This window comes from Streptomyces sp. NPDC017993 (assembly GCF_044328065.1).
In the GTDB taxonomy this organism is placed as follows: Bacteria; Actinomycetota; Actinomycetes; order Streptomycetales; family Streptomycetaceae; genus Streptomyces.
Genome location: NZ_JBIRGO010000024.1, coordinates 30,698 through 51,606 on the forward strand (window position 1 = coordinate 30,698; position 20,909 = coordinate 51,606).

Annotated in this window: 18 protein-coding genes and 3 pseudogenes; 9 read left to right on the forward strand and 12 right to left on the reverse strand. The window is 67.6% G+C overall.

What is annotated here, in order from left to right; genetic code table 11:
- Positions 1-134 precede the first annotated feature (134 nt).
- From ACH4FH_RS32740 to ACH4FH_RS32750, 3 genes are all read right to left on the reverse strand, one after another.
- Positions 135-407, reverse strand: coding sequence for a helix-turn-helix domain-containing protein (locus tag ACH4FH_RS32740; protein ID WP_398559577.1), 273 nt, complete (start codon positions 405-407; stop codon positions 135-137).
- Entirely contained in the window at positions 407-898 is a 492-nt protein-coding gene (locus tag ACH4FH_RS32745) for a DUF2975 domain-containing protein (protein WP_398559578.1), read from the reverse strand. Before ACH4FH_RS32745 ends, ACH4FH_RS32740 begins: the two co-directional genes overlap by 1 nt.
- Before the next feature lie 460 nt (positions 899-1,358).
- Complete coding sequence (locus ACH4FH_RS32750; RefSeq protein ID WP_398559579.1) at positions 1,359-2,078, reverse strand: spermidine synthase; 720 nt, start codon at positions 2,076-2,078, stop codon at positions 1,359-1,361.
- A gap of 1,061 nt (positions 2,079-3,139) precedes the next feature.
- Here ACH4FH_RS32750 and ACH4FH_RS32755 point away from each other — a divergent pair.
- Complete coding sequence (locus tag ACH4FH_RS32755) at positions 3,140-4,081, forward strand: hypothetical protein (protein WP_398559580.1); 942 nt, start codon at positions 3,140-3,142, stop codon at positions 4,079-4,081.
- 81 nt (positions 4,082-4,162) lie between these two features.
- Here the strand turns inward: ACH4FH_RS32755 and ACH4FH_RS32760 are convergent.
- Both ACH4FH_RS32760 and ACH4FH_RS32765 read right to left on the reverse strand, forming a co-directional pair.
- Positions 4,163-4,419: pseudogene (locus ACH4FH_RS32760) on the reverse strand (BtrH N-terminal domain-containing protein); the annotation flags it as partial.
- A 17-nt stretch (positions 4,420-4,436) separates the two neighbouring features.
- The gene (locus tag ACH4FH_RS32765) at positions 4,437-5,663 is read right to left on the reverse strand and encodes an RNA-guided endonuclease InsQ/TnpB family protein (RefSeq protein WP_398559581.1); all 1,227 of its coding nucleotides are present in this window, start codon (positions 5,661-5,663) and stop codon (positions 4,437-4,439) included.
- A gap of 25 nt (positions 5,664-5,688) precedes the next feature.
- Between ACH4FH_RS32765 and tnpA the strand changes: the two genes are divergently transcribed.
- Complete coding sequence (gene tnpA / locus ACH4FH_RS32770) at positions 5,689-6,120, forward strand: IS200/IS605 family transposase (protein WP_398559582.1); 432 nt, start codon at positions 5,689-5,691, stop codon at positions 6,118-6,120.
- 591 nt (positions 6,121-6,711) lie between these two features.
- Positions 6,712-8,226 (forward strand): MDR family MFS transporter, encoded by a 1,515-nt coding sequence (locus tag ACH4FH_RS32775; protein WP_398559583.1) that lies wholly within the window; start codon positions 6,712-6,714, stop codon positions 8,224-8,226.
- Positions 8,227-8,431: 205 nt separating this feature from the next.
- Here ACH4FH_RS32775 and ACH4FH_RS32780 read toward each other — a convergent pair whose 3' ends face one another.
- The 5 genes and pseudogenes from ACH4FH_RS32780 to ACH4FH_RS32800 form a co-directional block, all read right to left on the reverse strand.
- Positions 8,432-8,857 (reverse strand): contact-dependent growth inhibition system immunity protein, encoded by a 426-nt coding sequence (locus ACH4FH_RS32780; RefSeq protein WP_398559584.1) that lies wholly within the window; start codon positions 8,855-8,857, stop codon positions 8,432-8,434.
- Positions 8,858-9,142: 285 nt separating this feature from the next.
- Positions 9,143-9,805 carry a lysophospholipid acyltransferase family protein gene (locus ACH4FH_RS32785; RefSeq protein ID WP_398559645.1) on the reverse strand — a complete coding sequence of 221 codons (663 nt, stop codon included), beginning with the start codon at positions 9,803-9,805 and terminating at the stop codon, positions 9,143-9,145.
- A 258-nt stretch (positions 9,806-10,063) separates the two neighbouring features.
- Positions 10,064-10,353, reverse strand: a pseudogene (locus ACH4FH_RS32790) (LysR family transcriptional regulator); the annotation flags it as partial.
- A gap of 226 nt (positions 10,354-10,579) precedes the next feature.
- Positions 10,580-10,801 (reverse strand): hypothetical protein, encoded by a 222-nt coding sequence (locus ACH4FH_RS32795; protein ID WP_398559585.1) that lies wholly within the window; start codon positions 10,799-10,801, stop codon positions 10,580-10,582.
- Between the two features lie 349 nt (positions 10,802-11,150).
- Positions 11,151-11,468: a hypothetical protein gene (locus tag ACH4FH_RS32800; protein WP_398559586.1), complete on the reverse strand. Its 318-nt coding sequence runs from the start codon at positions 11,466-11,468 to the stop codon at positions 11,151-11,153.
- Positions 11,469-11,637: 169 nt separating this feature from the next.
- Here ACH4FH_RS32800 and ACH4FH_RS32805 point away from each other — a divergent pair, with 169 nt between their 5' ends.
- The 3 genes from ACH4FH_RS32805 to ACH4FH_RS32815 all read left to right on the forward strand — a co-directional run bounded on the left by ACH4FH_RS32805 (position 11,638) and on the right by ACH4FH_RS32815 (position 14,374).
- Positions 11,638-12,354 (forward strand): DUF6333 family protein, encoded by a 717-nt coding sequence (locus ACH4FH_RS32805; protein ID WP_398559587.1) that lies wholly within the window; start codon positions 11,638-11,640, stop codon positions 12,352-12,354.
- A 458-nt stretch (positions 12,355-12,812) separates the two neighbouring features.
- A complete protein-coding gene (locus tag ACH4FH_RS32810) occupies positions 12,813-13,070 on the forward strand; it encodes a hypothetical protein (protein WP_398559588.1) in 258 nt (85 codons plus the stop codon).
- A gap of 863 nt (positions 13,071-13,933) precedes the next feature.
- Positions 13,934-14,374, forward strand: a complete 441-nt coding sequence (locus ACH4FH_RS32815) for a VOC family protein (RefSeq protein WP_398559589.1) — start codon at positions 13,934-13,936, stop codon at positions 14,372-14,374.
- A gap of 268 nt (positions 14,375-14,642) precedes the next feature.
- Here the strand turns inward: ACH4FH_RS32815 and ACH4FH_RS32820 are convergent, their stop codons facing one another.
- Together ACH4FH_RS32820 and ACH4FH_RS32825 are read right to left on the reverse strand one after the other, a co-directional pair.
- Positions 14,643-15,665 (reverse strand): zinc-dependent alcohol dehydrogenase family protein, encoded by a 1,023-nt coding sequence (locus tag ACH4FH_RS32820; protein WP_398559590.1) that lies wholly within the window; start codon positions 15,663-15,665, stop codon positions 14,643-14,645.
- 89 nt (positions 15,666-15,754) lie between these two features.
- Positions 15,755-17,038 (reverse strand): MFS transporter, encoded by a 1,284-nt coding sequence (locus ACH4FH_RS32825; RefSeq protein WP_398559591.1) that lies wholly within the window; start codon positions 17,036-17,038, stop codon positions 15,755-15,757.
- Positions 17,039-17,175: 137 nt separating this feature from the next.
- Here ACH4FH_RS32825 and ACH4FH_RS32830 point away from each other — a divergent pair, with 137 nt between their 5' ends.
- The 3 genes and pseudogenes from ACH4FH_RS32830 to tpg all read left to right on the forward strand — a co-directional run bounded on the left by ACH4FH_RS32830 (position 17,176) and on the right by tpg (position 20,859).
- On the forward strand, positions 17,176-18,087 hold the full coding sequence (locus tag ACH4FH_RS32830; protein ID WP_398559592.1) for a helix-turn-helix transcriptional regulator: 912 nt from the start codon (positions 17,176-17,178) through the stop codon (positions 18,085-18,087).
- 696 nt (positions 18,088-18,783) lie between these two features.
- Entirely contained in the window at positions 18,784-19,986 is a 1,203-nt protein-coding gene (locus ACH4FH_RS32835) for an esterase/lipase family protein (RefSeq protein ID WP_398559593.1), read from the forward strand.
- 413 nt (positions 19,987-20,399) lie between these two features.
- A pseudogene (gene tpg / locus ACH4FH_RS32840) lies at positions 20,400-20,859 on the forward strand (telomere-protecting terminal protein Tpg).
- Positions 20,860-20,909 lie beyond the last annotated feature (50 nt).

A 20,909-nucleotide genomic window follows, 5' to 3' on the forward strand; every position in this document is an offset into this window, starting at 1 on the left:
CGGGCATCGGTGCGCGGCAGGCGCCGGCTGTGCGGGCAGCGCGGGCCCGGGCCGCGAGGGTGAGGCGTGCGGACGTCGCCGGCGTCGTCGTACCCGGTGATCGGTGCCGAGGGCCGGCTACGCGGCTGCGGTCACTACGGCAAGGAACCAGCCGGGGCGGATGCTCCGGATTCGTGCGCCGCTCCGTCCCTGTCCCCGGGGTTCTCAGGCTCCCAGCGCAGCAGCTCTCCGGGCTGGCAGTCGAGCACCTCGCAGAGCGCGGCGAGCGTGGTGAAGCGCACGGCCTTGGCGCGGCCATTCTTGAGGACCGCCAGGTTGGCGGGTGTGATCCCCACCCGGTCCGCCAGTTCGCCCACGGACATCTTCCGCTGGGCCAGCATCACGTCGATATCGACGACGATCGGCATCAGATCACCTCGGCCAGCTCGGCCCCCAGCCGCGACGCCTCGACGTCGCGTGCGAGGGCCTGTGCGAGCAGCACCCGCAGCACGAGCACGATGAGCGCGACCCCGAAGACCGCCAGGGAAACCCCACCCAGCAGGACCACAACGCCCGGGGCCACGGCCTCGCCAGGCGCCAGGACCACCCCGAGCGCGAACACCAGGAGCGCGGCCGCCACGAACGCGCCGATCACGAGGTGGACATAGCGGAATGCGGCGTGGGAGAACACGGTTCCCCGTCGCGCCATCGTCACGAGCCGCCACACACAGACCAGCACTACCTGGACCGTAACGACGCCCAGGGCCATGATCACGAGCACCGGAGTGCGGCGGTCCGCGAGGACGCCCTCCTCCATGACTCCCGCCGGCATCGCCACCATCACCGTCTGGGCGAACACTGATCCGGCGAGCAGCGTCACCATCACGGCGCGCAGCGCGAGCACTGTCAGCTTTCCCATCGTCACTCCCTTGGTCGAATAGCAATAGAAATCTATTGATTATCGATAGGTATGGCAAGTCCGGGGGTACCGGCGGGTAGGGCTGCGCGTTTTGCGCCCACGAGGAGTCCTTCGTGCGGCGGAGGTGCGTAGGGTGCGGGCCGACCTTGTCGTTCAGCAGTTCAGGGAGGCTTCTGGTGCCCGAGCGGCGGGCGCCGGTGCCCTGCACACCGAGGTAAGGCAATCGGTCCAGCGTGATCGTCGATCTCGCCGGCCGGGAGGAACCCACCACGTCAATCGCGCACACGCTCTGCAGCGGGGCGCGTCAGCCAGGTCGCTGTCACTGAGCACGAGGGCGGCGCCCGCCCAGGGCCCGATAGCCGCGGGCGGCCTTGTCGCGAGACACTTCGGTGCCTTCGGGCTCGCAGATCCGCCGCCGGCGCCTCGATGCCGGGGTTCTGGACAGCACTGTCGGTTGTGCCTACTCGCCGGGGGCCCGCTTCGCCAAGTAGACCGTGTTGGCGGCTTCGCGCTCCTGCAAGGGGTTGTCGAAGGTGACGACCTCGGCCCTCACCTCGGTGAATGCCCGCCGAAGCGTCGCAGTGAATCGCTCGTCCGGTGCTTCGTTCGACCACAGGGCGAACACCCCACCGGGATGGAGCTGTCCACTCAACCGACGCAGACCTTCGGTTTCGTAAAGATCGGCATGCGAGGGGTGCAAAAGGTGACTCGGCGAGTGGTCGATGTCGACGATGATCGCATCGAACCGTCGGCCGGGGGCGGACGGGGCGAGCCCGCCGGGGGAGCGGAGCAGCGCGAAGAAGTCGCCATGCACCAACGTGCATCGGGGGTCCGATGCCACCTCAGCGGGAATCAGCTCCTTCTGGTGCCACTCGATCACCTCGCTGAGGGCATCGATGACGACCAGGGAGCGCAGGCGCTCGTCCGCCAGCACCGCCTCGGCGGTGCAACCGAGGCCGAGCCCGCCGACGAGCACATCGAGCGCGGGACCCGTCAGCTCCGCGAGGGCCAGCCGTCCCAACTCCTCCTCGGCGAAGGTGAACAGGCTCGACATCAGGAACTCGTCGTTGAGCTTGATCTCGTAGACGTTCTTGTCGATACCCGGGTACCACCGTCGGCGCAGCGCAAGCTCACCCAACGGCGTCCGACGCCAGTCGAGTTCTTGGAACCGTTTACTCATTGACTCTCCCGCGTTGTGCCGCACCGAGCCCGATGACCCGAGGTCCGGCGGGCGGTGTCACGCTATCGTCCCTCGGCGTCGAACGCCGTGTGCTCATTCCGCCACTGAGCAGTTCACTCTGTGCGGCGGCGGAGGCCCCATCTCTCGGGGGCGTCCCTCTTCCTAGAACGTAACGTCTGCGCAGCTTGGAGGTTCTCCCGGAGCATCGTCATCAGGTTCACCGGCCTTGCCGGCCGTGGGAGCGTGACACATGAATTCGATGGCGGTGGGACGGTGAGCCCTGTGAAGCACCTATATGGACGATGCCACGGAGCAGGCGCAAGGGGCGAGGGCAGGAAGAGTCCGTAGGGTCACGACGCGACCGGTCCCATGGCGCAGGTCGTCGGTGCTCGTAGCCCTGATGCCGGCCGCCTTCACCTTCAACACTGCGGAGAACCTGCCGATCGGTCTCCTGTAACTCACCTCCGAAAGCCTACGGAGCTCAGTATCGGTGGTGGGTCACCAGCTGCCCGCAGATGGCCTTCCGCACGTCATCACTCGCTACGTTGGGACGTCACCCTCGTTGACCAGTTCGGCCGGCCGATCAGCGGGCATCCGGTCAGCGCTCAGCCGAAGCCGCCCCGCCGGCGCCGGCCTGCGACTGCCCGATGCTATTGCGCAGTTGAAAGTCGACGACGAATCGCGCACCTGATACGAGCGGGACCAGTTCCGTCTGTTAAGCGACGCAGACCAAGACGGCTGCGCCACCCGCAGGGAAGCCCTTCTCTCGGAGGCCGCGACTACCAAGCCCCGCCCAGGCAAGAGCTGCAAACTGACCGCGGCACCTAGCGCTCCACCCGCCGGACCAGCTCCTTAGATGATCAATTCCGAGGGTGCCTGAGCGCTGCATCTGGCGGCTGAAGGCTTGAATTGGCGGCTCCTCGTGCGCCAGCAGTTCTATGCGCTCCCGTCGGCTGATTTTCACTCCTCCTGGGTGATGACATGGATGCGCCCGGCGGTTGACGCCCGTAGGGCCAGTGATGAATGAGACTTGAACTCCGTTGCTTGCGTGGGGAGTTCAGGTGGATCGGTGGGATCGGGTCGGACGGGTAGCGGCGTATGGGGCAGCGCTGGCGCTGACGCCCTACCTGCTGATCAAGGTGTCGTGGGTGTTCGGTTCGCTCTTGGGGCTGCTGCCGGTCGGGACCGGGTTCGGCATGGTGGAGTGGGTGGTGCTCAACAGCGCCACAATCGGTATGGCAGGGGTCGGGATCGCGGTGGCGCTTGCGCTGACGCGGTCGTGGGGAATGCGCATACCGGGAGCGCCGTTGGCTTTCTGCGCTTGGGTTGGGACGGGGTTCCTCGTCCCGGTGTTGCCGTATGCCGTTCTCAGTTCGCTGCTGGGCTCGGCGGATGGCAATCCGAAGAGCGGGAGTGACGCCGGCCCGTCGATGCCGGTCTGGGAGGCTGCGCTGGTTCAGATCGGGTTTGTAGGTATGGGGCTGGGCCTGGCCATCGCGCTGCCCACGTACTTGCGGCGGCGCTGGCCGGACGCGTTCGCGGGCCGGCTCGGGGACCGTGGAGAGGGCTCGCCAAGAGCGCTGCCGTGGATGGCCGTGGTAGCCGCTGCAGTCGGTCTCATCTGGCTGTACTGGGCGCTGGGCGGCACCGCAGGTGTAGCCCACCGCGGCGAGCGAGACCTCGCTTGGTATGTGCTATCCGGAGTCTTCGGGTTCTGGGCGTGCGTGGCGTCCGCCGCTACCTTGGCTGCCGTCCGAGGCAGGCCCGCACGAGTCCCCCGATGGGGCCCGATGGTGCTCGGCTGGATCGGCTCGGGCTCATTGTTCGCCTGGAGCGGCTGGAAGCTTCCGTTCACCCTGTACCTGGCAGTCGCGCGACCGGCTGATGCGACCCTGCCGGAAAACCTCGCGTTCGCGGCGGTCCTGCACCTTGCAGCGGTGGGGGCGGGCACCGCGATGCTGCGAGCGCTCGTTCGTACGCGGCTTATGCCGCCGAAGTCGTAGTCGATTCTCTCCCGTGTGCGTCGCTCGCCGGGCTGAGCGCTTCAACGGACGAAAGGCGGCATGTGAACCGCTCAGCCACACATCGTCGTAGCCGTACATGGCCACGACATGCCCGCCGAAGTGCGCCCTGGTGCTGAAAGTCCAGGTGATAGCTGTCGAGCTGAAGGCCGACCGGCCGACCGGCGTCGATGGGTGCCGCCACGTCCTGCCATGCCTGCGCGGGGAGGTGGCCTCCCCGACCAGTAGCTCAAGCCCGAGTGCGGCGGACAGGCTCCTGGTGAGCTCGGACGGCTTGACCCGGCCTCCCAGGAAGGGAATTCCATGCCTTTGCTGTCCCATTGACATCCTCGCCCACCTAAAGGAGGGCGATTCCCGCCTGTCGCGCAGTTGTCGAGCGCGACTTCGGGTGAGTTCCTGCTTCATCGCGCTGTGCCGGGACGAGTCCCGGTCTTACCTGCGCTCCACGGGCTGACACGGCCAGTCCGGCCGTCTTCGCGACGTTGACCGCCGCGTTGATGTCTCGGTCTAGAGCGGTCCCGCAGGCTCCACAGGTCCACTCTCGGATGTGGAGGGGCTTGGGGCCGTCCTTGATGCCGCAGGCCGAGCAGACCTGAGAGGTGGGCTCGAACCGGCCGATGCGCACGAAGGTGCGCCCGTACCGACTGGCCTTGTACTCCAGCATCGTCACGAACTGCGACCATCCGGCGTCGTGCACGGACTTGGCCAGGTGTGTGCGGGCGAGTCCCTTGACCGCCAGGTCTTCCACCGCGATGGCTTGGTTTTCGCGGATCAGCTTGGTGGAGAGCCGGTGGTGGAACTCGCGGCGCGCATCGGCCACCTGCGCATGAGCGCGGGCGACGCGAAGCCGGGCCTTGTCCCGGTTGGCACTTCCCTTGTCCTTGCGGGACAGGGAGCGCTGAGCCTTCTCGAGCTGCTTCTCAGCCCGGCGCAGGAAGCGCGGATTGTCAATCTTTCGACCATTCGACAGAACGGCGAAGTGCCCGAGGCCGAGGTCTATCCCAACCTCGGGCGTGGTGGGCGGTAGGACTTCTTCCGGGCCGGTCTCCACGACGAACGACGCGAAGTACCTTCCGGCGCTGTCCTTGATCACGGTCACGGTGGTGGGGGTGGACGGCAGGGTGCGGGACCACTTCACGGTCACGTCGCCGACCTTGGGAAGCCGGAGCTTGCCGCCGAGGGTGACCTTCCATCCGGCGTTTGCGGTGAAACGGACGGCCTGCGGGGTGTCTCTCTTGGACTTGAAACGAGGCGGGCCCATCTTCGGGCGCTTGCCCTTGAGGCCGTCGAAGAAGCTCTGGTACGCAGCGTCCAGGTCCCGAAGGGATTGCTGGAGGATCACTGAGGAAACCTCTGTCAGCCAAGCTCGGTCTGGGGTCTTCTTCGCGGCTGTGAGCCGCTTGGAGAGCTCGCCGGAGGTGACGAACGGCTGCCCGGTGACGCGGGCGTCCTCACGAGCGCGAAGCGCGTCGTTGAAGACTACCCGAGCGCACCCGAACGCCCTGGCCAGCGCCGAGCGCTGAGGACCGTTCGGGTACAGGCGGAACCCGTGCCTGAGCTGCATAGCGCTCATCATACATACTTGGTCCATGTCACCACGTTGGAACCCAAAGCCTGATGTACGCACCGGTCGTCATGTCGTCTACAACCTGCATGTCCACTTGGTTTTTGTCACGAAGTACCGGCGCGATGCCATGACCGACGCCATGCTGGTGCGGTGCGAAGAGATAATGCGGGAGGTGTGCGCCGACTTCGAGGCCGAGCTAAAGCAGTTCAACGGCGAGGAGGATCACGTACACCTGCTCGTGCACTACCCGCCGAAGATGCAGCTCTCCAAATTGGTCAACTCCCTCAAGGGCGTCTCCGCCCGGCTGCTGCGCAAGGAGTACGACGAGCACGTCCGCCGGTACCTGTGGGGCGGCCACTTCTGGTCCGGCTCGTACTTCGCCGGAAGCTGCGGCGGGGCGCCACTAACCGTCGTGAAGCAGTACATCGAGAATCAGAAGCGCCCTGTGGGCTGAGGTAAACAGTGCTGACCCGAGCTCCGGTGCGGGTTAGAATCCGGCCTCTCGCACAGTGGATCGCGGAGTGTCGCGAGGGTTACGCCAACGATGTGGACGTCGAGCGCAGTCTCGTTGCTGTCTGCTCGGGGGGCCGGCCCCCGATCGGCCCGGCGGGACAGCACGGGGGAGAGCCGTCGGAGCCCCCTTGCGACAACTACCGACGGCGAGCAGCGCACGGGCAAGATCAACGAAGGCGCAGCCTGGTTTGCGGACCGGAGGCCGACCGCTTAACGGCTCGCCGCGACCTCATTCGTTCGCGATCTCAAGGAGCCTGAAGGACACTACGAGGCGCTGGGTCCGCCCCGCAGAGCGCTCATCGTTCGTCTCTGAGCTTCCTCGGGCTCAGGGAAGCGTGGGGTCGCCCGGCTGCCGTCGATCTTCGTGGATCAGACGAAATTCGGGGGAGATCTCGGTAACGATGCGAAACAATTTGATCCGACCGATGAGTCCTGCCAGTCGTGCAGGTCTTATCGGGTCACTACCCACATCCATGCCGGCGGCCCTCGGCTGCGAGGCGACTGCGACCAGGAAGCCCAGCGAGGTGCTGCAATGTCAGCTGCGATCCCAGAACGACCGGCCGTGAAGGCGGGCCGCACACCGACGGTGGTGCGGTTGCTGGTACTGGCCACTTTCGTGGTGATCCTCAACGAGACGATCATGATCAACGCGATCCCGAGATTGATGCACTCGTTGCGCATCAGCGAGCAATCGGCGCAGTGGGTGTCCACCGTGTTCATGCTCACCATGGCCGTCGTGATTCCGATCACCGGTTGGTTCCTGCAGCGGGTCACCACGCGCCAGGCCTATGCGATATCCATGGGCGTGTTCCTTGCGGGTACCGTCCTGTCGGCCGTGGCGCCCTCCTTCGAGGTGCTGCTGATGGGCCGGGTCGTGCAGGCCGCAGGCACGGCCGTGATGATGCCCTTGCTGATGACGACGTTGATGATCGTGGTGCCCGATCACGACCGCGGCCGGGTGATGGGCAACGTCACCCTGGCGATATCCGTGGCCCCCGCGCTCGGACCTGCTGTGTCGGGGCTGATTCTGCAGGTCGGCTCCTGGCGGCTGCTGTTCGTGGTCGTCGTGCCGATCGCGGCTTTGGTGACCTTCTTCGGGCTGCGCAAACTGGACAACATCAGCGAGCCGCAGGTGAGCTCTATCGACTGGCTCAGCGTCGGCGTGGCGGCATTCGGGTTCGGTGGCCTGGTGTATGGCCTGAGCCTCTTCGGTGACAGTGACGGAAAGGTCGGGCTGGCCACGGGCATCGTGATCGCCGGGGGCGCGGCAATCGCGGTTTTCGTGATCCGTCAGCTCAAGCTGCAACGCACCGGTGTGCCTCTGATGGACCTGCGCACCCTTGGGCACCGCACCTTCAGCCTGTCGTTGGCCCTCCTGTCCATCGGGTTCTTGGCGATGCTCGGCGCGATGATCCTGCTGCCGCTGTACCTGCAGAACCTGCGCGGGCTCAGCCCGTTGGAGACCGGCCTGCTGGTGATGCCGGGCGGTCTGGGCATGGGTCTGCTGGGGCCGTCCATTGGAAAGATCTTTGATCGATTCGGTGGTCGGTTGCTTGTGGTGCCCGGCTCGATCGGCATGGTGCTCGCCCTCGGCGGGTTCACCCAGGTCTCCACGACGATGCCGTACTGGCAGGTGCTGGGCCTGCACGCGCTGCTGATGGTGAGCTTGGCGGCGACGTTCACCCCGGTCTTCACGCTCGGCATGGGCGGGCTTCCCCCGCATCTGTACTCCCACGGCAGCTCGATGCTCGGGACGTTGCAGCAAGTCGCCGCAGCGTTCGGGACCGCGCTTGTGGTGACGGTGATGTCCGCGCGCACCACCCACCTGGTCGCCGATGGCGTCGCTGCCGTACCTGCACAGGTGAGCGGAATGAAGCTGGCCTTTGGTGTTACGGCCGCCCTCGCCCTGGTGACGATCGTCGTCGCGGCGAAGCTGCCTCCACGGATCGCGGGCGCCGACGCTCAAGATCACGGCAGCGCCGACGGGGACACGGCCGTCAGCGAACCCCCCGGCCACGGCGAGCCCGCCACCGTCAGCCAGAACTGACCGGCACGCGAGATCAGTCCGCGTCGCTGACCTTTTAGGCATGAGGTGGGGCATTTCGAGCGGCGGATCTGCTGCGGCCCAGGGGCTCCCAGGCTGCGCCGGATAGCTGGAAGGTCAGGGCTGCCGGTCATCCGGGCGGCCGTGGTGGGGCCCGTGCCCGGCTACGGTCGCCTGGGTGGCCTCGTCAGCCGACGTCTTGATCAAGTCAGCTAGGTGTGTCGGGCCGCGCGACGAAGCGGGTGAGTTCCTCGGCGGCGCCGCGCGGCAGGTCGGCGACCGACGCCTCGGGCAGAGACGCGATCACGGCGCGCAGCCGCGCGGCGAGGTCCGGGCACACGGCCCAGGCCGGGGCCGGCGCTGCAACGGCTGCGAGCAGCAGGTCCCCCTCGTAGAAGTGTGCGTCCAGCAGCGGATCCTGAAGCAGCAAGCGCACCGCGAGTGGCAGGACGTGCGGCAGGGCCACCCGCTGCGTGATGAGCACGCGCAGGTCCGCCGGGCGGAGCTCACTCAGCGCCAGACTTCGCAACTCATGCACCTTGTGGACCAGGTGGGTCGCGTCGACGGCCGGAGCCGTCCAGCGGGGCGGGTCCAGCTCATCGAGGGTGCGGTCAAGGTGCAGCAGTCGATCCATGAGTTCATTTCTCGTGCCCGGGGTCGGCAGCGCCCGCTGCGGTCGGCCGCGCCCAAGCTGCTAAGGCGTCACAGCAGACGAGCGAAGGCGGACGTTCGCGGCGGTGAGCAGGGCGATGAGTTCGTGGAACGGGTCGTTGAGATGCGGGTCGCGCCGGGGGTGGCGAGTACATGGGCGTTCAAGCCGCGGCCGGGCCGGCCACTGCACGACCTCGGGCGGTGCCCGGCCGTCGATTTGACTGCTCCTGCGGGGTCGCTGTCTGTCGGACGGCGAGCAGAACGAGTTCTACGCGGCGAGGGCGGCAGGTTCTCCGAGGTGGGCGGCCGCGGTGCGCCACGCAGCTGTCACCGCTGTGCGGGCCTTGGTGGTCCGTCCGCCATGGTTGCCGGCGAGCTCCAGCGGGGCTCCGACGTGAACGTGGAGGGTGGGTCGGCGCAGCGGTGCGGTGGCCAGACCGGAGAGTTGCTTGGCAATGCTTCCCGAGGTGACCCGGCGTGTGCCGGCCTGCCCTACGGGGACGACGGGAGAGTTGGTGCGCTCGACCAGCCGGGACATGCCGCTGCGGAAGGTACCGGGTGCCGCTTCGGCCGCGTCCTTGCGGCGGGGCAGGCCGCCTTCTGCGTAGATGAGGACCAGCCGTCCCTGCTCCAGTTGCCGTGCCGCGGTATCGAGCGCGGCGGCGGCACGCCGGTCGCCCCGGTGCACGGGGATATGTCCTTCGCGGGTGAGGACGCGGCCGAGCAGCGGAGTGCGCCACAGGCCGGCGGCTGCCATGATCAGCGGCTCGGCGCCGAGACGGTACAGGGCGGCCAGCACGACCGCGGGGTCCGCCAAGGATGTGTGGTTGGCGACGATGAGGGTCCCTGGCGCGAACTCGGCGCCAGGATCGGCGGTCACCGACAGACGGCCGAAGGTTGGTACGAGCGTGTCGGCGATACGGCTGAGCATGAGAGGTCTCCCGGCTGGACGATGGCGCTTTTCATCGTCGTCGGCAGACGTCGCCGTGGCGTGAGTTGCCGTACTCATCTTTCCGTCTCCGCGTGGCTGCCCGGGACAGGGAGCTCCCAGCGGGGTCGGGGCCGGTGCGGGGCCTCTCAACGAAACCGAACATCCGCCTCGGGGAGCATCGGTATAGCGGCTATCGGTGAGAACGACCATGGGCGGGTCGGGACGGTGTCTCTCCTGGCTTGTCGATTCAGGGCGTATTCGGCTGCACGGCCGGCTCCAGTTCGGTGCCCAGATGCCGTTGTTGGGTCGGCCGGGATAGGCAGAGGTGAGATGGCGGCGCAGGGTGGCCAGGGAGGGGTATGGGTTGTCGGTGCGCCAGATCAGTGAGTGCGGGTAGAGCGGAGTTGGCTCCTTGAGGGGAATGCGGCGCAGGTCGTGGCCGACGGGCCAGACGAGTGGGGTCTGTTCGCTGACGAAGGTGGCCAGTGTCGTGGAGTTGGCGATGGTGTCGAGCAGGGCTCGATCCCGAAGTCTGGGCCGACTGAGACGTACACAACCTGAAACAGCCGCTGCCCGGACGGCCTGAGTCGGTGATAACGCCGTTATCACCCAGCAACGTAGCCCGAGGTGTCGGTTCGCATGGCGAGGCCGCTCCACTGCTTGAGCCGATGCAGCGTTCAACGGTGTTGCGCTCTTGTAGGTCTGTGGGGCGAAGCCGGGGGGCCGGCCGCCGTCGCGGCCGCGACGCAGGCGGTGGCCGGCTTATTCGGAGGGCTACCCCTTGGCCGGGTCGGCGCCCGGCCGCTTGACGATCCGGTCGCCGACCGCGATCGACTTCCAGAGCTGGCGGCCGATCCGGACCTTCACGGGTTCGCTGTCGGCAAGGCGTACTTCGACGAAGTGGTACATGTTCGAGCCGTCGAGCATGCCTCGGGACTTATCGATGACGACGCCTTCCCAGGAGTCATCTCGTCCAACTTTGTGGGATTTGATCATGATGTTGAGTCTACGAGAATCGGCAGCCGGCCATGCAGGGCCTTGAGTCACATCCTGGCGATGACATATGTCATGAGATGGCCAGTCGGGTACCCCCGCCCCGGTGGTTCAACTACGCCGGGTCGCTCTGCTGCCGGTCATGAGCGTGCGGCGCCGGTCGGCGGAGGTGCGGACGGACACCTCTGGCCTGGCAAGGGGGTAGTGGCGCCCCGCCACATCACCACGGCCGCTCGATCGGCCAAGCACCCCTTCCTTTCGCGCCGATGAAGGCGTGTGTTCAGCACATGGGATGGGCGGGCTGGAGGTGGAAGGTGCGGTGACGGTCCGGGGCGCCGTCGTCCCTCGTGCGTCAGCTGGTGCGGGTCGGTTTGGGAAGCAGGAGCATCAGCACCCACATCGTGATCAGGGTGCCGACGACGTAACAGAGGCTGTTGGTGAAGGCGGTACTCACGGCGGAGCCGCGGGTGCCGGCACTGATGTGGATAAAGAAGATGACGGTGGTCAGGGCGGTGCCGAGCGCGATGCCTAGCTGGGCGGCGGTTTTGAAGAGACCGGAGGCCGATCCTGCGTGGTGATGGGCGACCTGGCCGAGGATGAGGTCGGCTAGAGGAGCGCTTATCATCCCGAGGCCGAAGCCGACGGCGAGCATCGGGGCGGCGGTCGGCACGGTTCCCAAGCTGGTGCTTTGGGCCGTGATGAGCCGGTGAAGAGAGAGAACACGACCAGGGGTGAGCTGTCCTGGCGCATCTTCGACCTCACGACCCCGCGCCTACCCCGCACGCAACATCGGCTGGCTTCGGGACTGGCTGTCACAGCTGGCGGCTACGGTGACCCGCATGAACGAGAGCAGTTACTGGACTTCTGCTGCGGACCGGATAGTGCGTGGTTCGATGGGCCTGTGCCACCTGACCGTTTTTGAGGCGCCCTTCAACATCGATGCGCGGAGCCTTCCGCCTCAAGACCCGGCGCAGGCCCGCGTGTTCGCCGAATCGCTGGAGAGCATTGAGGTGGTGCTGGAGGACCTCGGGCCGCGTTCCGTGCAGACACCGTTGCCCTCGGCTGCGCGTGCCGATCTGGACGTGGTGCATGTCGCGGTGTGGGGGAGCATGGTGGGGATCGCGGATCCGGCGTTCGCGACCGACGGCAATGACGAGCCGCTGAGGTCGATGGCCGGTGAACTGCGTGAGCGGTTTCCCGATGCGCGGATCGTGGGCCGGGTTACCTACCACGGGGGCATGGAGCATACGGAGGACATCGTGTGGCTGCCGGACGGTGCGATGTTCCACGCGTCCGGGTGGCCGGGGGAGGAGCCGTTCGTCGTCTCCGGTGACCCGCACGCGGTGATCGCCGCCCTGGACCTGCGTGACTGGATGCTCGACAACGCCGGCGTCGACCTGAACGAGGACGCGAAGGAGGTCCACTGGGCGGGCCTGGCGGGCCTGGCGCTGGGACATTCGGACCCGTGGGGGTGGGAGCAGATGCAGACCACCGCGTTCCGCGTGCGGCATTCCCAGGAGACGGTGCGGGACATGGAGGGCCGGTACTTCATCTAGCGCCGCATATGCGGTGTCAAGTGCGCAGGGAAGACAAGCTCTTTGTGGCGCACCTAGAAGGGCCTGGCCCCCTTTCCCCTGTGACAGGGCGGAAGTGCGGCGCCGCTGTCCTCTGGGCGCCCTGCTGGGAGGTCGCAGGCGCTGCGTCCGCGCTGGAGCTTCCCCGCCTCGATCTCTTCACCGAGGGGCACTTCGCCGGCTGGATCCCGAGCGGGTGGATCACCCTCAGTGGAGAGCGTGCTGACCTGGGGAAACCCATCAGGGTTCCCGGAATGGACGAAGGGCGTTTCAGGTCCCTCAAGCGAAGCGGCCCCGAGCTTGCGGTTCTCAATTTAATCAAGGTCTGGATCTGGGGGGGGCGAACGCGATCGGGACATGCGAGGGAGGATCACAAGTCATGACGTCGCGCCGGCGGGAGCCCGCAAGTGACCCCTGCGGCTGAAGATCGTTGATGGATCATGAACAACACCAAGCGTGTACTCGCCGCTGTCGCCATCGCAGGGGCCGCCTTCTCCTTCACCTCCGTCGCACATGCCGCACCCCAACCGCCCGGCGGCGGCCTGTTGGCTCTCGATGGACGCCCCGGCGTCGCTGATCGCAACACCCTTGGCGCCACCGTGGATGATCTTCTTGGAACCAACAACGTGCGGGATACGACGGCCCCTGGCTCCGTTGGCAACGACGTGGACAGGTTGCTTACCCGCGACGCCCGGTGACGTGATCGCTCTGCTTTGAGCCAGGCGGTGGGCGTCGCAGAGCCCACGGCTGGCCGGTAGTGAGTCGTTCACAGCGTCGGTCACCCCCAGAAGGGCCGCCCCGCTCGTATAGGGCGGTAGGCGTGCCCTGGGGGGGACGGCTTGTCGCCACAGCATGCGATTTGGCGAAGTGCGTCGTGTCGATCCTTCGCGGGTTGCTCTGACACTGGGGCAGAAGCTCGGCGACCGCGGCGAGGGTGGAGGCGTCGACGCCCTAGGTTTTCGGCTTCGCGGCTTGAAGGGCGTCGACTGCGGCGAGGGACCTCCATCCCCTTCTGCAGCACAGCCAGTGCCTCTTGCAGGCGCTGGCTCCCATTGCGCGCGAACACGCGCGGCAGCGCCTCGTACAGCACCTGGGCTTCGACGGTGTTGAGCGGGATGGTGCTGCTGCCGCTGAACGCGTGGTGGAAGATCCGCAGGATCACACCCGTCAGTCGGGGCTTGTCGCGCCGGTCGTACAGGCAATGCGCGCGCAGCCGGCCCATGACGACGAATGGGTGCCACGGACGAGGCATCCCGTCGATCAGTTCCCTTGCGCTACTCCGGGGCGCCGCACAGGTTGCAGGACGACGCCACCCCGGCTTGCTTGGTGTGGATCGGAGGGGGAGACCGCCAGGCTCCGGGGCCGGCGGTCCGCGTACGCACGGTAGGAGCGGGATGGGCCAGCCGGGCTGAGGCCTGCATGATGGCGTCGCGCAGCGCGCAGTGCCGTGACGTATTTTTCGGAGTTCGGCGGTCTGAGGATGTCGAGAACGTGCCACCGGCTCCGTCCCAGGGACATCAGCGGCCACCACCGGCCGCACGAGGAAGAAGGAGAAACCCGCATGGCGATTCAGCGGATGGACAACGTCGGCATCGTCGTCGAGGACATGGATGCCGCCATCGCGTTCTTCGTGGAACTCGGTATGGAGCTGGAGGGCAGGGCGGAGGTCGAGGGCCTCGTCGCCGACCAGTGCACCGGACTCGACGGCGTCCGCTGTGACATCGCGATGGTCCGCACCCCGGACGGTCACAGCCGGCTCGAGCTGGCGAAGTACCGCAGCCCCGCGGTGATCAGCGCCGAGCCGCGCAACCGACCGCACAACATTCTGGGCACGCACCGCGTCATGTTCGCCGTCGACGACCTCGAGGACACCGTTGCCCGCCTGCGCCCTCACGGCGCCGAACTCCTCGGCGAGATCGCCCGGTTCGAGGACAGCTATCTGCTCTGCTACGTCCGCGGCCCGGAGGGCATCATCGTCGGACTGGCCGAGCAACTGCGCTGAGAAGGAGAAACCGAACCATGCAGCCGAACCAGATCAGCGAGGTCTGAACCGCCCGATCAGCCAGGAGCTGCTGGCTCGTGACGTGACCCGCCTGGCCTACGTCGCCAAGGACGGGACCCCGTCCTCGCTTGAACCTCAACTTGCTGGGCCGCTACAGCTTCGACACACCACCACCCCGGCCGGCAATGGGCTGCGCCCATTGCGTGATTCAGCCGGGGGTGGTGGAAGAGGATGGTCCGGGGGACTGACTGACCAGGTCCCGGGGGGCCTAGAAGGTGAGCAGGGCCTTGATGGCGCGGCGTTCGTCCATGGCCCTGTATGCGTCGGCGGCCTGGTCGAGGGGGAGGGTGAGGTCGAAGACCTTGCCGGGGTTGATCTTCCGCTGCCAGATCAGGTCGATCAGCTGGGGCAGGAAGTTGCGTACGGGGGCCGGGCCACCGACCACGTGGACCTGGGAGAAGAAGAGCTCCTCGCCGCTGAGGGCGACGTCGTGGTTGACGCCGACAAAGCCCATGTGCCCGCCCGGCCGGGTGGAGCGCAGGGCCTGCTGCATCGACTCCTGGGTGCCGACGGCCTCCACGACGGAGTGGGCGCCCAGGCCGCCGGTCAGTTCCTTGATCTTGGCCACTCCTGCGTCGCCGCGCTCCGTGACGATGTCGGTGGCACCGAATTCGCGGGCGAGCTTCTGCCGGGGCTCGTGGCGGCTCATGGCGATGATGCGCTCTGCGCCGAGCTGCCTGGCGGCCAGGACCGCGAGCAGGCCGACAGCGCCGTCGCCGACAACCGCGACTGTCTTGCCTGGGCCGGCCTCGGCCGCTACCGCGCCGAACCATCCGGTGCCCAGTACGTCGGAGGCGGCCAGGAGGTCGGGGATCAGGTCTCGGTCAGGGGTTCCCGGCAGCGGCACGAGGGTGCCGTCGGCGTGGGGGATCAGGGCGCGCTCGGACTGGGTGCCGACCTGGGCCATGAAGACGCGGTTCACGCAGGAAGAGGGGTAGCCCGAGCGGCAGATCTCGCAGGTGCCGCAGGAGGCGACGAAGGAGCCGACGACGTACTGGCCGGGCTTGACGCCTGTGACCTCGCTGCCGACCTCCTCGACGATCCCGACGTACTCGTGCCCCATCGGCATTGGCTTCTCGACGGCGTCGACGCCGCGGTAGGGCCACAGGTCCGAGCCGCAGACGCAGGAGGCCGACAGCCGGATGATCGCATCGGTGGGGGCGGTGATTTTCGGGTCGTCGATCTCTTCCACCCGGACATCGCCAGGTGCGTGGAGGATGGTTGCGCGCATGGTGTTTCTCCTTTAGGGAGCGGTGTTGATGCAGCAGAAGCTGCACTGGGGATGCCTCCGGCGAGTGCCGTGTGGTGACATCGAGGGGATCAAGGGATGTGGACGGACGCGGCCTCGGCATCCCCGCGCCCGTGCAGGGCGGAGGTCGCCGGGCGGCGTCGGTGGGTGAGCGCGATCGTGACCGTGGGGATCAGGGTCAGCGCGGCGATGACGGCGCCGACCGCCGCAGGCCCGGTGGCTCCCAGAGGGGAGCCGAGGGACAGGCCGGCGATCCAGGAGCCGGCGGCGGTGCCGAGGTTGAACGCCGAGACGGTCAGGGCCGAGCCCAGCGTGGGGGCATGGCCCGCGAAGCGGACGGCCAGGGAGATCAACACCGGGTTGGCGCCGAGCCCGAACAGCCCCAAGAGCGCCACCAGCACGATGGTGGGCACGGTGAAGCCGGACAGCAGGCAGATTGCCCCCAGCAGGACGGTGGTCACCGTGGCCGCCACGATGGTCGTCGCGTGAGGACGGACGTCTCCGAGACGGCCGCCGACGAGGAAGCCCAGCAGGGCGCCGATGCCGAAGCCGACCAATACCAGCGGCACCAGACCTGCCGCGAGATGGGCCCGGTCGGTCAGGAGCGGCGCGATGTAGGAGTACGTCGACAGGACACCGCCGGTGGTGGTCGCGCAGGCTGCCAGGGCAAGCCACAGGCGGCCGGAGCGCATGGCGGAAACCTCGGAGCGGACCGACACTGCCTGGTGATCGGGGGCATCGTGCGGGACGGCCCGTGCGATGAGCACCGTGGCGGCGACGGCGAGTGCCGCCAGCGCCCAGAAAGGGCCCCGCCAGCCCATCAGCTGCCCGGCGAAGGCGCCCGCCGGTACTCCGGCGACGTTGGCGAGCATGGCACCGGAGCCCACCACGCCGAGGGCGCGCGAGCTCGCGGCCGGCCCGGCGGCACGGGCGGCCACCACGTTGGCCACCGCCCAGAACGCCCCGGTCGCCATCGCCGTCAAGAACCGAGCCGCCAGCAACAGCGCGAAGCTGGAACCCAGCGCGACGATGACATGACCGACAGCGAACACGGCCAGGGCAAGGATGAGCGTGAACCGCCTGGGCAGCCGCAGCGTCAGCATCGCCATCAGCGGCGCCCCGACGACCATCCCGACCGCGAAGACCGTGATCAACAGCCCCGCCTGGGCCACGCTCACCCGCAGGTCACCCGCGATCTGCGGCAGCAAGCCTGCCACCACGAACTCGGTGGTGCCCATCAGGAACGTGCCCAGGGCCAGCGCGTAGATCACCAGCGGAAGCCGGGCGGGCGCGCGCTCCGGGCCTTCGGTGCGCACCTCGCCGGGGGCGTCGAGGAGCCCTCCTCGCGTGCTCATGCTTCATCTCCAGCGGGGGTCGTGGTCAAGCTGTCGACTCTCACGAAACCCGTCTCGTCACGCGCGAAAAAGGTCGAGGTTATGGGGGGTACAAGCTCAACCTCCCTCCGCGCCGCCCCGTGACTACCGTGGAAGTCATGGACCCACGCCCCGATAACCGATCCGAGATCCGGGACTTTCTCGCCAGCCGGCGCGCCAAGATCACCCCGGAGCAGGTCGGGCTGCCCACCAGCGGCCGACGCCGGGTTCCGGGGCTGCGGAGAGAGGAGGTCGCTGTCCTCGCCGGCGTGAGCACCGAGTGGTATTCAAGGCTGGAAAAGGGCCACATCAGCGGGGTGTCCGAGGATGTCCTCGCCGCGGTGGCCCAGGCGCTGCGGCTGGACGAGGACGAGCGCACCTACCTGTTCGACCTGGCCAAGGCCGCCCGGCCGGCCCGCCGCACTCCACCGCGCCGCAAGGACGTCGAGGTCCCGCCCCGTGTTCAGTGGATGCTCGACTCCATGACGATGTCCTCCGCGTTCGTGCGCAACGGCCGCATGGACGTCGTCGCCCACAACGCACTGGCCCGAGCCGTGCACGCGCCCATGTTCGACAGCGACACCACTGACAAGCGGGGCCGGGCCAATATCGCCCGGTTCCACTTCCTCGATCCGGGCGCCCGTCACTTCTTCGTCGACTGGGACGCCGCCGCCCACGCCACCGTCGCGCTGCTACGCGCTGAAGCCGGGCGAGAGCCGAATGACCGAGCCCTGCGCGAACTCATCGGTGAACTCTCCACCCTCAGCTCCGAGTTCCGCACCCAGTGGGCTGCGCACGATGTCCGCATCCGCCACGACGGCATCAAGCGACTCAGACACCCCGAGGTCGGCGACCTGGAGCTGACCTACCACTCCCTGGACCTGCCCCTGCCCAACCGGGCCGTGCACGACCTGACCATCTACGCCGCCGAACCGGGATCTCCCTCCGAAGAGGCTCTGCGGCTGCTCGCGTCCTGGGCAGCCACCCAAGACCCCTCCCGCCGAACGCCCCGGGAAAGCTCCCGCGACTGAGCGCTCGCCAAAGCCGGGACAGGTTCTCTACCCCCGTCGTCGCCGACGGCGTGCAGGCATGCGCAGACGCTGGAGCCCGGAGACTACGGCCACCAGCCACCAGCCACCAGCCGCCGGGCATCGTGGCGACGCACCTGGCCTCTCGGCGCAGTTCCTCCTGCGGCCCGCGGCGTCTCGCCGGGGGCCGCAGGCCGGCATAGGAGCCCGGGTAGTCGTCATGACGGCATGGTGCCGCACATGCGCGGTGCTTCATGTACCTGGCGCCGGCGGGCGGCGAGTTCCCCTGCGAGTCCCCGGCTCACTCAACCGGGGACTCGCAACCGTTTCTGTAAGTAGTCCACGGCCCTGATGGTGATTCCACAGGGAGGCACCTCGGTCAGTCGGGGTGCGGCGCCAAGTGCCCCAGCGCGTGGCCTGGTTGCGCGATGCCGGCGGCGCGGCGTGGATTGGCCCGGGCGTGGGCGCGGGGTGACTGGCGAGCGGTTCTCCTTGGCGCTGTCGTGCTGTCTTGGTGTCGGTTCGGCGTGGAACGGACGAGCGATGAGAACAGGCCACGGGCACATGCCAGGTGCGTCAAACACTTCCTGGCCGTGCTCCATCAGATGTGGTGAACTCCGCAGCTCAGAGGAGTGATGCGCCCGAATCGTCCTCCATGATGGCGTCGTCTGTCCCACCCCTCACGCAAGGAGCACCACCATGTCCGCGACGACCGAGCCCGACGTCGGTTCGTTCACTCTCGGCGGTCCGCTGACCGTCGAGCCCGCCGGGCCGATCAAGGTACCGGAGCACGAGGAGTGGCCCCTTCCGAACGGCTTCGCCTGGGTCTTTCCCGGTGAGGGCAACAGCGGCCTTGTCCGTCCCGTGATCATGGCTGACGGTTTCAACCTCGGCCGGAGCAAGCTCGACGTGCTCTACCACGGGTTGGAGAGCGGCTATCAGTTCATCTCCGAGCTGCGTCGGCGCGGCAGGGACGTGATCCTGCTCGGCTTCGATGAGCGCAGCGCGTCGATCCTGGACAACGCAAAGGCAGCCGAGGCCGCCGTCATGCGGGCCATCGCCGAGCGGCAGGGTAACGCCCGCCTGGTCGTCGGCGGCTTCAGCATGGGCGGCATCGTCACCCGCTACGCGCTCGCCCGCATGGAGACGCAGCGCATCGACCACCAGACCGAGCTGTACTTCTCCTACGACAGCCCGCACCGAGGCGCTTCCATCCCCGTCGGCGTGCAGGCGTTCTCCCACTTCATCCCCTTCCAGAACGCCTTCGCGAGGCAGATGAGCAGCCCGGCCGCGTGCCAGATGCTGTGGCAGCACTACGACCGGGACACCGGCAAGATCGGTGTCTCCCCGCTGCGCACGCAGTTCCTGGACGCCCTGGACCAGGTCGGCAGGTGGCCGCAGATCCCGAGGAAGATCGCTGTGGCGAATGGTCGCGGCGACGGAGTCGGCATGCCGGAGGTGAAGGCCGGCGAGGTCGCACTGCGGGTCGACCGGATCTACCCGGGCACCACCTTCTACACCCAGGCCCAGGGCAACGACGTGACGGCCGCCTACCTCAACCGCAGGCTCCCCAAGGCCGAGAAGACCATCACGACCGACGGCTTCCCGGAACTGGACGGCGCGCCGGGCGGAACCCTGCACACCTACAAGATCCTCGCCCAAGCGATGGAGAAGTTTGGCGGCAAGGCGGACCTGCGGCACGAGGACGTGTGCTTCGTCCCTTCGGTCAGCGCGGTCGCGATCCGCGACATCGACAAGCAGGACGACCTGTACGCGAGCGTTAACGGGCTGGACCCGGAGGAGAGCGAGCTGGACGAGTTCCTCTGTTCATCCACCACCACCGCGCACACGGCCATCACCGAGGAGCTGTGCACCTGGCTCATCGACCGGCTCCCCAGCTGACCCCTCCCGTCATGCGCTGACCGGGGCTGTCGTCCGCTCACTGCAGGCGGACGTCAGCCCCATCGCCGATCTGTGCTCTGACCAGCCCGCTCAACCTGGTTGAGAAAGCATCCCATCGACCAGCCTTTGGTGAGAGTGCTCGACTCTCGCTGCGAAGGATCAACAGCAGACACCTGCAACGCGTGCCTGCTGTGCCCTCGTGCTGCGTCGCGCGAACTACGAGCGATTCAAGAGCGATTGAAGAGTGAAGCGATACGCGATGAGGCGCGATTGAGGTGGAGTGCCTGCCGGAGGTGACCTCTGTGTCGATTGAGAACGAGCTGTTCAGCGCCGTTGACGTGCTGTTGGAGCAAGTTGCGCAGGATGATCTGCCGGCTCCTTCGGAGCGCAAGAGGTTGCGCGAGGCGGCCGGGCTGAGTCAGGCGCAGATCGCCAAGGCGCTGGACGCGCGCCGGGAGCTCAGGACCACGAAGGCCGTCGCCCAGACCTCGGGGTGTCGCAGCGGACCGTGGAGCGGTACGTGGTCGGGAAGCTCAAGCGGCCCCGCGAGGACCTCGCCGCGCGCATAGAGCGTGAGGTCAAAAAGCGGTGGCAGCCGCAGATCCGGGCCAAGGCCAAGAAGAAGTCGGCCAGTACGGGCGGAATCGTCGTCTCCACCCGGGCCCGCTTGGGCTTCACCGCAGCCCCGGGCACCACCGGCGACGCCCGGATCCGCTACATCACCCAAGCGCTGTCACTGCGCTGGGCGGAGCGGCTGTTCGAGGCCCGCGACCAAGGCGCCGCCGAGGCCCAGCTCCTGAAATCGCCGCGCAGGGCCTGGGCGAGCACTACTTCCGCGACAACGGGCGCCGCGCCGACGGCACCACCCGGTGATTGCACCTGTCGCCCCTTTCCTCGGGCAGGGGCGAATCAGCGCACCGGGA